The organism is Cryobacterium sp. TMT2-4, assembly GCF_004402575.1.
Lineage (GTDB): Bacteria > Actinomycetota > Actinomycetes > Actinomycetales > Microbacteriaceae > Cryobacterium > Cryobacterium sandaracinum.
This window is the reverse complement of record NZ_SOGE01000040.1, coordinates 43054-56433: the sequence shown is the minus strand read 5'-3', so window position 1 is coordinate 56433 and position 13380 is coordinate 43054. Positions and strand designations below refer to the sequence as shown.

14 protein-coding genes are annotated in these 13380 nt (G+C 67.4%); 10 read left to right on the top strand and 4 right to left on the bottom strand.

Features of this window, described 5'->3' with window-relative positions; translation table 11 throughout:
- Positions 1–248 precede the first annotated feature (248 nt).
- From E3O54_RS14640 to E3O54_RS14625, 4 genes are all read right to left on the bottom strand, one after another.
- Positions 249–1139 (bottom strand): TIGR01777 family oxidoreductase, encoded by an 891-nt coding sequence (locus tag E3O54_RS14640; RefSeq protein WP_134401905.1) that lies wholly within the window; start codon positions 1137–1139, stop codon positions 249–251.
- 16 nt (positions 1140–1155) lie between these two features.
- A complete protein-coding gene (locus E3O54_RS14635; RefSeq protein ID WP_104101161.1) occupies positions 1156–1581 on the bottom strand; it encodes an OsmC family peroxiredoxin in 426 nt (141 codons plus the stop codon).
- 98 nt (positions 1582–1679) lie between these two features.
- Positions 1680–2204, bottom strand: a complete 525-nt coding sequence (locus E3O54_RS14630; RefSeq protein WP_104101163.1) for a DUF4395 domain-containing protein — start codon at positions 2202–2204, stop codon at positions 1680–1682.
- On the bottom strand, positions 2185–2658 hold the full coding sequence (locus tag E3O54_RS14625) for a thioredoxin family protein (RefSeq protein ID WP_134342208.1): 474 nt from the start codon (positions 2656–2658) through the stop codon (positions 2185–2187). Before E3O54_RS14625 ends, E3O54_RS14630 begins: the two co-directional genes overlap by 20 nt.
- A gap of 78 nt (positions 2659–2736) precedes the next feature.
- Here E3O54_RS14625 and thyX point away from each other — a divergent pair, with 78 nt between their 5' ends.
- The 10 genes from thyX (at position 2737) to E3O54_RS14575 (ending at position 13351) form a co-directional block, all read left to right on the top strand.
- A complete protein-coding gene (gene thyX, locus E3O54_RS14620) occupies positions 2737–3474 on the top strand; it encodes an FAD-dependent thymidylate synthase (protein ID WP_104101167.1) in 738 nt (245 codons plus the stop codon).
- Positions 3475–3525: 51 nt separating this feature from the next.
- Positions 3526–4503: a 4-hydroxy-tetrahydrodipicolinate synthase gene (dapA, locus tag E3O54_RS14615; RefSeq protein ID WP_134342207.1), complete on the top strand. Its 978-nt coding sequence runs from the start codon at positions 3526–3528 to the stop codon at positions 4501–4503.
- A 28-nt stretch (positions 4504–4531) separates the two neighbouring features.
- The gene (locus E3O54_RS14610) at positions 4532–6208 is read left to right on the top strand and encodes a ribonuclease J (protein WP_194087077.1); all 1677 of its coding nucleotides are present in this window, start codon (positions 4532–4534) and stop codon (positions 6206–6208) included.
- A gap of 124 nt (positions 6209–6332) precedes the next feature.
- Positions 6333–9278: a DNA translocase FtsK gene (locus E3O54_RS14605; RefSeq protein WP_134401904.1), complete on the top strand. Its 2946-nt coding sequence runs from the start codon at positions 6333–6335 to the stop codon at positions 9276–9278.
- A 3-nt stretch (positions 9279–9281) separates the two neighbouring features.
- On the top strand, positions 9282–9881 hold the full coding sequence (pgsA, locus tag E3O54_RS14600) for a CDP-diacylglycerol--glycerol-3-phosphate 3-phosphatidyltransferase (protein WP_134342204.1): 600 nt from the start codon (positions 9282–9284) through the stop codon (positions 9879–9881).
- Entirely contained in the window at positions 9874–10431 is a 558-nt protein-coding gene (locus E3O54_RS14595; protein ID WP_370247996.1) for a CinA family protein, read from the top strand. Before pgsA ends, E3O54_RS14595 begins: the two co-directional genes overlap by 8 nt.
- A 189-nt stretch (positions 10432–10620) precedes the next feature.
- Positions 10621–10926 (top strand): helix-turn-helix domain-containing protein, encoded by a 306-nt coding sequence (locus E3O54_RS14590; RefSeq protein ID WP_104101176.1) that lies wholly within the window; start codon positions 10621–10623, stop codon positions 10924–10926.
- Positions 10927–10935: 9 nt separating this feature from the next.
- Positions 10936–11157 (top strand): DUF3046 domain-containing protein, encoded by a 222-nt coding sequence (locus E3O54_RS14585; RefSeq protein WP_104101179.1) that lies wholly within the window; start codon positions 10936–10938, stop codon positions 11155–11157.
- Between the two features lie 259 nt (positions 11158–11416).
- The gene (recA, locus tag E3O54_RS14580; RefSeq protein WP_104170109.1) at positions 11417–12550 is read left to right on the top strand and encodes a recombinase RecA; all 1134 of its coding nucleotides are present in this window, start codon (positions 11417–11419) and stop codon (positions 12548–12550) included.
- Positions 12551–12553: 3 nt separating this feature from the next.
- Entirely contained in the window at positions 12554–13351 is a 798-nt protein-coding gene (locus tag E3O54_RS14575) for a regulatory protein RecX (protein WP_134401903.1), read from the top strand.
- The last annotated feature ends 29 nt before the right edge of the window (positions 13352–13380 follow it).

The window sequence follows — 13380 nt, the reverse complement described above, 5'->3', positions numbered from 1 at the left end:
GTGAGCCCGCCGAAATCCGGTGACCCGGCCCTCGAACCAGCTCACCGGCATCCATCACCGCGCGCTAAATGCAAAGTTTTCGCGACACGCCGCCGGAGCAACCGAAAAATGCGGCGTGTCCCGATTTTCTCCGAGTTTACGTCGCGACGGATGCCCTCGGCCCGCTGCGACCGCGCCCGCATCCCCGACCGCGCCCGAACCCCGGGCAGGGTGGCGCCTTGGCCGTCCGAGGCCGCGAACCGTCAGAACTACGGGCGGCTGAGCATCCAGGCCACGGCCTCGGCCGCGGTTTTGTGGGTGAAGACGAAACCGTCTGTGTGCAGCCTCTCCGGCACGATCTGCTGGTCGGCGAGCAGCAGTGCGCGAGCGGCATCCTGCAGTGCGAGCGTCAGCACGAATTCCGGCACCGGCACCAGGAACGGGCGGTGCAGCCCGGCTGAAACGGCCCGGATGACGTCGTTCGCGGTGGCCGGTGTCGGGCCGACCAGGTTGACCGGACCCGACAGCGTCGAGGTGAGCAGGTGCACGACGGCCGCGGCCTCGTCGTGCAGGCTGATCCACGGCCAGTGCTGGGTGCCGCGGCCGAGCGGGCCGCCCAGGCCAAGCTTGACGATCGGCAGAAGCGGCTTCAGGGCGCCGCCGCGGGCGATGACCAGCCCGGTGCGGAGGGTGACGACACGGGTCGACTCCGGCGCACGTGCGGCCTCGGCCTCCCAGTCTCTGGTGACTTTCGCCAGAAAATCATTGCCGGCCGGGGAGTTCTCGGTGAGCACCTCGCTCGGACGGTCGCCGTAGATGCCCACGGCCGACGCATTGAGCAGCACGGCTGGCGGTGTCGCCTGCCGGCCCATGGCATCCGTCAGCGTGCGTGTGGCCTGCACCCTCGAGTCACGGATCTCCCGGCGATAGGCCTTCGTCCACGGCAGACGGGCGATGGATGCCCCCGACAGGTTGATCACGGCGTCGACGCCGTCGAGGGCGCCCTGGTCCATGCTCAGCGCGGCCGGGTCCCAGCGGAATTCATCGGCCCCGCGCGGATCGCGGCGCACCAGGCGGGCCACGGTGTGGCCGGCCGCGCGCAGCTGTGCGCTCAGCTCGGTGCCGATCAGTCCGGACGCACCGGAGACGAGAACTCGCATTGTGTGCGGGCCGCGCCTACGCCAGCTCGGCTTCGATGGTGATCGGGATGCCCGCGAGCGCCTTCGAAACCGGGCAGTTGGCCTTGGCGTCCTCGGCGTAGACCGCGAACTCCTCTTCGGTCAGGCCGGGGATCTTGGCGCTGACCAGGAGGTGGCTACCCACCACGCCGACGCCGGCCTCGAAGGTCACGGCCGCGGTGGTCTGGATGCTGTCGGGAGTGTGTCCGCCGGCGCTGAGGCCGTTGGCCAGCGCCATCGAGAAGCAGGCCGCGTGGGCGGCTCCGAGAAGCTCTTCCGGGTTGGTGGTGTTCGGGGTGCCGACCGACCGGGCCTGCCAGGTGACCGGGAACTCGGCGGTCTTGGAGGAGTCGAGGGTGACGGTACCGCTGCCGGACTTCAGATCGCCGGTCCAGACAGTTGTTGCTTCGCTGGTGAGTGCCATGATGTTGCCTCCTGAGGTGAAGCTTCAGCCTAACTGTCGCCTCGGCCCACATAGGGTTCACTCTCAGCCAATGATCAGGGATGGAGCTGCGGCGGCCGTCAGCTCCCGGCCAGCGGCGTCGGCCCGCGTCCGAGGATGCCGGCACGCACCAGGAGCAGGTACAACTGGCAGCCGAGGCAGTAATCGAACACGGCGTTCAGGAACGCCGCGACGAACGCGACGCCGGCAGCGACGCCCACAGCGGGCGTCAGCCCGGCCAGACCGAGCACCACGCCGGTCACGGTGACCAGCAGCCCTACCCCCTGCGCAAACGTCGGCGGGGCCGCTTTCTCCAGTGCGGTGGGCGGGCCGAGCCGCGGCCGCACGACGGTCTTGAACAGCACGCCGTAAGGGTGCCGCCCGGCGCCGGCGAACGCACCCCAGGCAAAGAGGGCCGCCAGGATCGTGAGGAGGACGAAGGCGGCAACGGATGCCCCGGTCAGCGACAGGAACACCACCACCAGGAGCAGAACGGCCGTGATCGCGGCGCCGAAGCGTGGTCCGCGCGGGTCGAGGTCCGGGCGATCCGGGCGGGCCCGGCGCGCGGAGGGCTGCGGCCGGGGCTCAGCGGGCGAACTGGGCATGGCTGCTCCCGGTGAGGTCGTCGAGTTGCCGGAGGACGCCGGCCCGGTTCGGAACGCCGCCGATCCGGGCGCGCACCTGACCGGTTCCGTCGAGGATGAGTGTGGTCGGGGTCTGCAGGATCCCGAACCGGTTCGCGAGGTCGCGGCGGTGGGTCAGGTCGACGTCCAGGTGCGCGACGCCGGGACGGGACCGGGCCAGGCCGGCGAGGAGCACCTGGGTGCCGGGGCAGCGGGCGCAGTGACTGGTGGAGAACTGCACGAGCGTGGCGTTCGCGCCGAACGGAACCCGGCTGCTGACATCCGCCGGCGTGAGCGCGTCCGGCACGCCGAGCGCCTCCGGAGCCGCCGGGGTGACCACGATGGGGCGCCCCTGGCGGGACCGCCAGAAGAGGCCCAGCACGGTGGTGCCCGAGACAAGAACCAGCACGAGAATCAGGGCGGAGGTCGAACTCATGCTGCGACGTTACAAGGATCTCGGGCCGGGCGGGTCCGTGTGACGACAGGTTACGCGTGCAGCAGGTATCGTTTAGCCGTGTCTGAAATTGAGTTCCGCTCCGATGTAACCGTCGAACTGGTGCGCGCAAGCGCCCACGACTCCGATGTGCTGTTCGCCGCACGGGTGTCGACTCAGGGGGAGCAGACCCTGACCAAGGCCCTGCTCGAGGAATCGGACGGCGACGCCCCGAGCACGGGTGACGCCGGGCTGATCAACTACCTCATGCGCGACCGCCACGGCTCGCCGTTCGAGCACAACTCGATGACCTTTTACGTGCAGGCGCCGATCTTCGTATTCCGCGAGTTCATGCGGCACCGCATCGCCTCCTATAACGAGGAATCGGGCCGCTATCGCGAGCTGAATCCGGTCTTCTACGTTCCGGCCCCGACCCGCAACCTCGTGCAGGTCGGCAAGCCCGGCGCCTACGACTTCCTGCCCGGCACGGCCGAGCAGGCCGCGCTGGTCGACCAGCTGACCCGCGAGGCCTCCGCGCACGCCTACGCGTCGTATCAACGGATGCTCGAAGCCGGCGTGGCCCGCGAGGTTGCCCGCATCGTGTTGCCGCTCAACATCTTCTCCTCGATGTACGTGACCATGAACGCCCGGTCGCTGATGAACTTTCTCAGTCTGCGTACCAAGCGCGAGGGAACCCACTTCCCGTCGTTCCCGCAGCGCGAGATCGAGATGTGCGCCGAGAAGATGGAAGACCAGTTCGCGACCTTGATGCCGCTCACCTACGCCGCCTTCAACAAGAACGGTCGCGTCGCCCCGTAACGTGACGCCGCGGCGGTGCGCGGCCGCACACTGACCGGTAGCCTGTCCCTCGTGTCTATGTCTCAGAATCCCTTCGGCCAGGTCCTCGTTGCCCTGGTGACTCCCTTCACCGCCGACGGCGAAGTCGACTGGGCGGGCGTTGCCCAGCACATCGACGACGTCATCAACGCCGGAGCGGACGGCATCGTCGTCACCGGCACCACCGGTGAGACGTCTACCCTCACCGACGCGGAGAAGATTCGCCTGGTCGAGGTCGGCAAGGATATCTCGGGCGGACGCGCGAAGATCATCACCGGCGGCGGGTCCAACGAGACCGCCCACGCCATGCAGCTTGCCAAGCAGAGCGAGAAGGCGGGCGCCGACGGCAACATGATCGTCACCCCGTACTACAACAAGCCCACCCAGGCCGGCGTTCTCACCCACTTCCGCATGATCGCGGATGCCACGGATCTGCCCGTGATCCTCTACGACATCCCCGGACGCACCGGTATCCCGATCGAATACAAGACGATCCTGCGGGCCGCGAAGCACCCGAACATCCTCGCCGTCAAAGACGCCAAGGGTGACCTGGCCCAGGTCAGCCGCGTGCTCAACCAGACCGACCTGATGTACTTCTCCGGCGACGACCCCAACGTTCTGCCGCACCTCTCGATCGGGGCGACCGGCCTGATCGGGGTCACGGCGAACATCGCCGCCACCCCGTATCGCCAGATGGTCGACGCCGTGAATGTGGGCGACCTGAAGGCGGCCACCGCCGCGCATCAGCAGCTCGAACCGCTGGTGCGGGCCTGCATGACGCACGTTCCGGGTACGGTCGCGGTCAAGTACATCCTGCACGGCCTCGGCCGAATCAACAGCCCGCGCGTGCGCCTGCCCCTCGTCGGCCCGGAGGAGTGGGAAGCCGCCCAGATCGAAGACGAAATAGACCTGGTCAAGAACATCCCCGGGGTCAACTTCTCCAACTTCCGCCCGGACCGCAATGCCGCGGCCGGCGGCGCCCTGCCGAAGGTCGCCGGAACGACACGCTAACCGCTCCACCGAACCCCGAGGAGGGCCTGTGCCCATCGATGTGTACGACCCGGCCCCGCTCACGGCGGGAACCCTCCGCATCACGCCGATCGGTGGCCTCGGCGAAATCGGCCGCAACATGACCACGTTCGAGATCGACGGCAAGCTGCTGATCGTCGACTGCGGGGTGCTGTTCCCCGAGGAGCACCAGCCGGGCGTGGACCTGATCCTCCCCGACTTCAGCCCCATCCGGGATCGCCTCGACGACATCCTCGCGGTCGTGCTCACGCACGGCCACGAGGACCACATCGGCGCCGTCCCCTACCTTCTGAAGCTGCGTGCGGACATTCCGCTGATCGGTTCGGGCCTGACCCTCGCCTTTATCGAGGCAAAGCTCAAGGAACACAAGATCACGCCGTACACGCTGCAGGTCAAGGAGGGCCAGACGGAACGGCTCGGCCCGTTCAACCTCGAGTTCGTCGCCGTCAACCATTCCATCCCCGACGCCCTGGCTGTGGCCATCAAGACCGCCGGCGGCACCGTGCTGCACACCGGCGACTTCAAGATGGACCAGCTGCCGCTCGACAACCGCCTCACCGACCTGCGCGAATTCGCGCGTCTCGGCACCGAGGGCGTCGACCTGTTCCTGGTCGATTCCACCAACGCGGATGTCCCGGGCTTCACACCCACGGAACGCTCCATCGGTCCCGTCCTCGACGACGTCATCGCCCGGGCTCCCCGACGGGTGATCGTGGCCAGCTTCTCCAGCCACGTGCACCGGGTGCAGCAGGTGCTCGATGCCGCCCACGCGAACGGTCGCCGCGTCGCGCTCCTGGGCCGCTCGATGGTGCGCAACATGACCATCGCCGCCGACCTCGGCCACCTGCGGGTGCCGGAGGGTGTGCTGGTGGACTTCAGGAAGGCCGGCAACATCCAGGGCGACAAGATCGTCTACATGTCCACGGGCTCGCAGGGGGAGCCGATGGCCGTGCTCAGCCGGATGGTCAACCAGGACCATCAGATCGAAGTCGGCCACGGCGACACCGTCATCCTGGCGTCCAGCCTGATTCCCGGCAACGAGAACGCGGTCTACCGGATCATCGACGGCCTGACCAAGCTGGGCGCCACAGTGGTGCACAAGGGTAATGCGAAGGTGCACGTCTCCGGGCACGCCGCCGCCGGGGAACTGACCTACTGTTACAACATCCTGAAGCCGAAGAATGTGCTGCCCGTGCACGGCGAATACCGGCACCTGGTCGCCAATGCCAAGCTCGCGGTGCAGACCGGCGTGCCGGAGGCGAACGTGCTCCTTGCCGAGGACGGCACGGTCATCGACCTGCGGGACGGTGTGGCCACCAAGGTCGGCCAGCTGGACCTCGGCTACGTCTACGTCGACGGCTCCACCGTCGGCGAGATCACCGAGGCCGACCTCAAGGACCGCCGGACCCTCGCCGAGGAGGGATTCATCTCGATTATCATCGTGGTCGACGCCGCCACCGGCAAGGTGATCGTCGGGCCCGAGATCCACGCGAAGGGCTTCGCCGAAGACGCCTCGGTGTTCGACGCCGTGCGCCCGAAAATCGAGGCGGCCCTGGCGGAAGCCGCCGAGCACGGGGTGCGCGACCCGTTCGCGCTGCAGCAGATCGTGCGCCGCACGGTCGGCCGCTGGGTGAATACCGCCTTCCGTCGCCGCCCGATGATCGTCCCTCTGGTGATCGAGGCCTGATCCCGCCGAGGGCGACGGATGCCGCGCGTCCGCCCAGCCCTGATGTCGCGGTCGCTGATCGCCGCCCGCAGGCGTTTTGGCGTGCCTAAGCCCCAATGTCGGGGGATCGAAGTACCGTAGTTGCATGGCTACGAGCACTAAGTCGAACGGTCGCGCCCGCAGCACGCCTGCGCGCGGCACCCCGGCGCGCAAGCCCGCAGCCCGCACCGCCGCTCAGAAGACGGTCAAGTTCACCGCGGTCGAGGTCAGGCCGAGTCTGTTCGTGCGGTCGTGGATGGCCCTGGCCCACGTGACCGGCGGGGCTGCCCGCGCGCTCGGCCCGGAGAAGCTCTCCAAAGAAGAGCGCCGCGACGGCCTGCCCTTCTTCCTCGTGCTGCTCTCGGTCGCCGGCGCCGTGATCGAGTGGTTCCTGATCAACAACGCGGTCGCCCAGACCCTCGACGCCTGGACCTTCGGCGGATTGTTCGGCCGCGTCGCGTTCGCCCTGCCCGTGATCATGCTGCTCTTCTCCGTCTGGCTGTTCCGCAAACCCAGTTCGGTGCACGACAACGGCCGCATCGGCATCGGACTATCCGTGCTACTCGTTTCGGTGTCGGGTCTCTGCCACATCTTCGGTGGCCAGCCTGCCCCCAGCGACGGCATGGAGACCCTCGCACTGGCCGGCGGCGTCATCGGCTGGATGATCGCTGCCCCCCTGATCTACCTGACAACGGCGATCGGTGCCACCATCGTCGTCATCCTGCTTCTCGCCCTGAGCCTCTTCATCATCACCAAGACCCCGCCCAACCGCATTGGTGAACGCAGCCGGGAGCTCTATGCCTGGCTATTCGGGGCCCAGCTCCCCGATCCCGAGGAGCGCGCCGCCGCCCGGGAAGCGAAGCATGAGAAGGCCGTTCAGGTCGAACTGGACGGGGTCGACGATGACGACGGAGATGCCGGAGCGCTGCCCTGGTGGCGGCGCAACACGAGCAAGCGCGAGGAGGACCCTGACTTCGGCGGGCCGCTCGGCCCGAACGGCGCCGGTACCCCCGCCGACGATCCGAACGCCGCAGGCCCGCACGGCGCCGACCCGCTGCGCACCCTGCTCGGCGGCGACAAACGAGGCAGCTTCGACACCGCGCTGGAGACGACGCCGACGACCCCGGGTCTCAACCAGGACCATTACGGCACCGAGGTGCTCGAAGACCTGCTCCGAGCCGAAGACGTCCTCAAACGTTTCACGGGCGCGATCGACCTGCCGCAGGGCTCGTCGACCGGGCTCCAGGCCGACGACCAGACGGGCCTGACCGAGGTTCTTCCCGGTTTGACCGGAGCAGGATTCGACGCACTCGACCCGGCCGCGGCCGGTGGGGCCGCCGGTTCCGCCGACACGCCCCTGTCCCTGGTGCCGGCCCCGGTTCCGCCGGCATCAGACCAGCCCGCCGCGCCCTACCTGCTGCCCTCGGACACGACCCTCACCAAGGGCCCGCCGGCCAAGGCCCGCTCGGCGGCCAACGACGAGATCGTCAAGTCCATCACCGAGGTGCTCCGCCAGTTCCAGGTCGACGCGAAGGTGACCGGGTTCTCCCGCGGCCCCACCGTCACCCAGTACGAGATCCAGCTCGGCCCCGGAGTCAAGGTGGAGCGCGTCACCGCGCTGAGCAAAAACCTCTCCTACGCCGTCGCCTCAAACGAGGTGCGCATCCTGTCGCCGATCCCGGGCAAGAGCGCGATCGGCATCGAGATCCCCAACACCGACCGCGAAATCGTCACCCTCGGTGACGTGCTCCGCTCCCCGGCGGCCTCGAACAGCACCCACCCGATGACCATCGGCGTCGGGAAAGACGTCGGCGGCGGCTTCGTGCTCGCCAACCTCGCCAAGATGCCTCACCTCCTGGTCGCCGGTTCCACCGGTTCCGGCAAGTCCAGCTTCGTCAACTCCATGATCACGAGCCTGCTCATGCGGGCCAAGCCGAGCGACGTGCGCATGGTGCTGATCGACCCGAAGCGGGTCGAGCTGGCTGCCTACGCGGGGGTTCCACACCTGATCACGCCCATCATCACCAGTCCGAAAAAGGCCGCCGAGGCGCTGCAGTGGGTGGTGAAGGAGATGGACATGCGTTACGACGACCTGGCCAGCTTCGGATTCCGCCACATCGACGACTTCAACAAGGCCGTCGTCAACAACGAGATCGTGCTGCCCGCCGGCAGCCTGCGCAGCCTCAAGCCGTATCCCTACCTCCTGGTCGTCGTCGACGAGCTCGCCGACCTGATGATGGTCGCACCGCGCGACGTCGAAGACTCGATCGTGCGCATCACCCAGCTGGCCCGCGCGTCGGGCATCCATCTCGTGCTCGCCACCCAGCGCCCCAGCGTCGACGTCGTCACGGGCCTGATCAAGGCCAACGTGCCCTCCCGCCTCGCCTTCGCCGTGACCAGCGTCACCGATTCCCGGGTCATCCTCGACCAGCCGGGCGCCGACAAGCTGATCGGGCAGGGCGACGCCCTGTTCCTGCCGATGGGAGCCTCCAAGGCGATCCGCGTGCAGGGGGCCTGGGTGAACGAGGCCGAGATCGAACGCGTCGTCAAGCACGTCACTCTGCAGGCCCGCCCCGACTACCGGCCGGATGTCTCCATGGTCGCCCCCCGCAAAGAAATCGACTCCGACATCGGAGATGACCTCGAGGTGCTCCTCGCAGCGGCGGAACTGGTCGTGTCGACCCAGTTCGGGTCCACGTCGATGCTGCAGCGCAAGCTCCGGGTCGGCTTCGCCAAGGCGGGCCGCCTGATGGACCTGCTCGAGTCCCGCGAAATCGTCGGTCCCTCCGAGGGATCGAAAGCGCGCGACGTGCTCGTCTCCGTGGAGCAGCTGCCCGGCGTGCTGGCCCTGCTGCGCGGCTCCGACGCCGAACACCACGCCGCCACGGCCACCGCTCAGGCCGCCGCAGCTCACCAGTCCGCGGCCCAGCACACGCCCGGCCCGCCCGATCCGCGCTACGCCGACGACCCGGTCGCCAAAATGTCGGAGGGGTACCTTGAAGAAGACGCATCTCCCGATGAAGACGCCTGGCAACTGACCGACAGGGACTGACCCATGGCCACACCATCCACGCCGGTCGTCCGGCCCAGCAACTGGAATCTCCCGAATCTGATCACGATCGTGCGCATCCTGCTCGCGCCTGTGTTCATCTATATGCTCCTCGCCGACGCCGGCCAGGACGGCGCGCTGCGCTGGTGGGCGGCCGCCCTGTTCATCGTGGCCATCGCCACCGACGGGATCGACGGGGCCATCGCCCGTCGGCACAACCTGGTCACCGACCTCGGCAAGATCCTCGATCCGATCGCCGACAAGGTGCTCACCGGCGGAGCCCTGGTCTGCCTTTCCATCCTCGGCGAACTGTGGTGGTGGGTGACCATCGTCATCCTCGTGCGTGAAGTCGGCATTACGGTGTTCCGGTTCGTCATGCTGAAGGACCGGGTCATCCCGGCGTCACGGGGTGGCAAGCTCAAGACCGTGTTGCAGTCCGTGGCGATCTCCCTCGCCCTCGTGCCCCTCTGGCTGCTGCTGGGCGACTGGATTTACTGGGTCAACTGGACGGCCATGGCCCTCGCCCTCATCGTTACCGTCGTCACCGGGTTCGACTACCTCGTGGCCGCGCGGCGCGAAAACCGGCTCCAGCACGACCGTGGCTGATCCGATTCCTCCGGCATTCGACGAGGCCCTGTCACCTGCTGACATACCCGGGGCGACGGATGCCACCGCGCGCCTCGTCGCCGAGCTCACCCGCCGCGGCCTCACTATCGCCGTGGCCGAGTCCCTTACCGGCGGGGCGCTGACAGCCGAACTCATCCGCATCCCCGGCGCATCCGTCGTCGTCAACGGGGGAGTGGTGGCGTACCAGAGTGCGCTCAAGCACACCCTCCTCGGCGTCGACGCGGCTCTGCTCGAGGAGCACGGCCCGGTGCACCCGCAGGTTGCCCTGCAGATGGCAGAGGGCGTGCGTACGCGCCTCGCCGTCGACGGCCGGCCCGCCGACATCGGCATCGCCACGACGGGTGTGGCAGGGCCCGACGGCCAGGGTGGCCACGAGCCGGGAACGGTGTTCCTCGGGCTGGCTCGTGAAGGAGAAATATCGGTCATCCCGCTCCGGCTGCACGGAGACCGTGCCCTCGTTCGAGCGGCCTCCGTGGCCGCGGCCGTCGAAGCTGTGTGGCAGCTGTTAGCCCGTGACGCGGTGGAATAGTTCCCCGAATTCCGTGGTTACAACGAGCATATTCACAAGAAAAGCCCAGTCGATATCGGTAGTGTCAGGGTGTTCAAGGTTGTAGTACTCTTGCGATCCAACACACGCAACCACCCGGTTGAGTGGGCGCCAGAAGTATAAAACGGTACTCGATAAGCAACACATAATCAGTACGAGAAGGAGGTTCCGATGATTCTTGTTCGACAGGAAATCGGCGATGTGCTCAGGGACTTCCGCCTGCAGAAAGGGCGCACACTCCGTCAGGTAGCCAGCAGGGCCAGTGTGGCCCTCGGATATCTGAGCGAGGTGGAGCGTGGCCAGAAAGAAGCGTCTTCCGAGATTCTGGCTTCCGTTGCAGAAGCGTTGGAGACCCCGATCTCGGTCATCATGCGGGAAGTCGGCGACCGACTGGCCATCATCGAGGGAATCGACAGATTCCCCGACACTGTGCCCGACGAGCTCGTGGCCAACTACGACGACATGATGGTGCGCTAGTTCCATCCCATGCGGCTCAGTGAGTTCCGTCAGGCATTGAGCGACGAGTTCGGCGAAGGCTACGGCCGCGTCCTCACTCGAGATCTCATCCTGACCCCGTTTGGATGCACCGCCGACCAGGCTCTGGCCGGCGGTGCTTCGGCGCGCGACGTCTGGCTTGCCCTCTGCGCCGAAACGGATGTCCCGAAGGCCCGTTGGTACGGCGCGGGACTCCCCGCCGCCCGCAGCTAGTTTTCGCTCGACACGCCCTGGATTCCGTGGAATTCTCGAATGCGTGTTCGCATTTTGATATACTCCTCCACAGCAGGAGTCGAAGACGGCTTATCCACTGCCGCTCCCCGTTCCCGGCTCTGTCGGACGTGCCGCGTACAGTCGGTTTGTGTCAGCGACAGAGAGCACATGCCTTGTTGAAAGCGGGTGTCGGGGTCGTCCCGGTAGCCAAACGCGACAGCCTATAGGCGCCGGAATGCACGACCGAAGGAGATCACTCATGGCATCATCAGCAGATCGCGAAAAAGCCCTCGACACCGCTCTTGCAGCAATCGACCGCCAGTTCGGCAAGGGTTCGATCATGCGTTTGGGCAGCGACGAGCGCGCCCCCGTCGAGACGATCTCCACGGGGTCGATCGCGCTGGACGTGGCCCTCGGCATAGGTGGCCTGCCCCGAGGTCGCATCGTGGAGATCTACGGTCCGGAATCGTCGGGAAAGACCACGCTCACCCTGCACGCCATCGCGAACGCGCAGAAGAACGGCGGCATCGCCGCCTTCATCGACGCCGAGCACGCTCTGGACCCTGAGTACGCCCGCAAGCTCGGAGTCGACATCGACGCGCTCCTCGTCTCCCAGCCCGATACGGGTGAGCAGGCGCTGGAAATTGCCGACATGCTCGTGCGAAGCGGGTCCATTGACCTGATCGTGATCGACTCCGTCGCCGCGCTGGTTCCCCGCGCCGAGATCGAGGGTGAGATGGGTGACTCGCACGTGGGCCTGCAGGCCCGTCTGATGTCCCAGGCCCTGCGCAAGCTCACCGGTGGCCTCAGTCAGACCAACACCACCATGATCTTCATCAACCAGTTGCGCGAGAAGATCGGGGTCTTCTTCGGCAGCCCCGAGACCACCGCCGGTGGCAAGGCGCTCAAGTTCTACGCGTCGGTGCGCCTCGACATCCGCCGTATCGAGACTCTGAAAGACGGCACCGAGGCCGTCGGTAACCGCACGCGGGTCAAGGTCGTCAAGAACAAGATGGCACCGCCCTTCAAGCAGGCGGAATTCGACATCATCTACGGCATCGGCATCTCCCGGGAAGGCAGCCTGATCGACTTCGGTGTCGAGCACGGCATCGTCAAGAAGTCCGGAGCCTGGTACACCTACGACGGCGACCAGCTGGGCCAGGGCAAGGAGAACTCGCGCAACTTCCTGCTGCGTGAAGCGGAGATGGCCAACGAGATCGAGAACAAGATCCTCTTCAAGCTCGGGATCAGCCCCGAGGGTGCGGCCGCCAAGAAGGCGCAGGCCGCAATCGACGCCGCAGCCGCCCTGGTCGCCGCAGCCGCAGCCAAGGAGGCCGCAGCCGCCAAGGCGGAGTCCCTCCAGGCCAAGCTCGCCGCCCGCAAGGGGGCGTAGCGCATGGTCCACTTCGAGCCGGCCGACGAGGTCGCGTCGCTGAGTGCGGCACGTCGCAAGAGCGCGGCCCGCGGCACCGCCGCGACCCGGCCGGCCGAGCTCGAGGCGGCGCCGATCGCCGATGAACAACTGGCGCCGGTCACGTATCTCGGCGACGGTGGTCCGGCGGCGTCGAGCGGCCCCGCAGTCGACAGCGGTGCCGGTGTCGGTGCCGGTGTCGGTGCTGGTGCCGGTGCTGGTGTCGGTGCCGACGCTGGTGTCGGTGCCGACGACGGGGACGCCACCCCCGAGGGTGTGGCGTCCCGGGCCGCCGCCGATCGCGAGCACGCCGAGGGGGTGCTGCGCCAGCGGCTGCGCGGCCGGTCCCTGTCGGCGGCCGAGGCCCGCGCAGTTCTTGGCGGTACGGAGGTCGCTGAGCACGAGATCGAAGAGATCATCGAGCGCTTCATCGAGTTGTCCTACATCGACGAGGGCCGCCTCGCCGATCAGATCGTGCACAGCCACCACGAGCGCAAAGGCCTGGGGCGCTCCGGTGTGCAGGCGGAGATGCGCCGCCGTGGGCTCGATCAGGACCTCATCCTGGAAAAGCTCGACGAAATGCCCGACGACGAGACGGAACGGGCCATCGAAATAGCCGTCAAGCGGGTGGGGCAGCTCGGGCGGCTCGACGACCAGACCATCGACCGTCGACTCAACGCGTTCCTGATGCGCAAGGGCTATTCCTCGTCCATCGTGCGCGTGGCGGTGAAGGCCGCCCTTGCCTCCCGCGGTGGTTCGCCATCGCGGGTGCGGTTCCAGTAGGGAGCGGGTCGGGGCAACCCGGCCCGGTT

Bases quoted from the DNA above. Each gene is read 5' to 3' on its own strand.
- E3O54_RS14640 (WP_134401905.1), bottom strand. From the start codon at position 1,139: ATGCGAGTTCTCGTCTCCGGTGCGTCCGGACTGATCGGCACCGAGCTG.
- E3O54_RS14605 (WP_134401904.1), top strand. From the start codon at position 6,333: ATGGCTACGAGCACTAAGTCGAACGGTCGCGCCCGCAGCACGCCTGCG.
- pgsA (WP_134342204.1), top strand. From the start codon at position 9,282: ATGGCCACACCATCCACGCCGGTCGTCCGGCCCAGCAACTGGAATCTC.
- E3O54_RS14575 (WP_134401903.1), top strand. From the start codon at position 12,554: ATGGTCCACTTCGAGCCGGCCGACGAGGTCGCGTCGCTGAGTGCGGCA.
- E3O54_RS14585 (WP_104101179.1), top strand. From the start codon at position 10,936: ATGCGGCTCAGTGAGTTCCGTCAGGCATTGAGCGACGAGTTCGGCGAA.
- E3O54_RS14635 (WP_104101161.1), bottom strand. From the start codon at position 1,581: ATGGCACTCACCAGCGAAGCAACAACTGTCTGGACCGGCGATCTGAAG.
- E3O54_RS14630 (WP_104101163.1), bottom strand. From the start codon at position 2,204: ATGCCCAGTTCGCCCGCTGAGCCCCGGCCGCAGCCCTCCGCGCGCCGG.
- recA (WP_104170109.1), top strand. From the start codon at position 11,417: ATGGCATCATCAGCAGATCGCGAAAAAGCCCTCGACACCGCTCTTGCA.
- E3O54_RS14590 (WP_104101176.1), top strand. From the start codon at position 10,621: ATGATTCTTGTTCGACAGGAAATCGGCGATGTGCTCAGGGACTTCCGC.
- E3O54_RS14625 (WP_134342208.1), bottom strand. From the start codon at position 2,658: ATGAGTTCGACCTCCGCCCTGATTCTCGTGCTGGTTCTTGTCTCGGGC.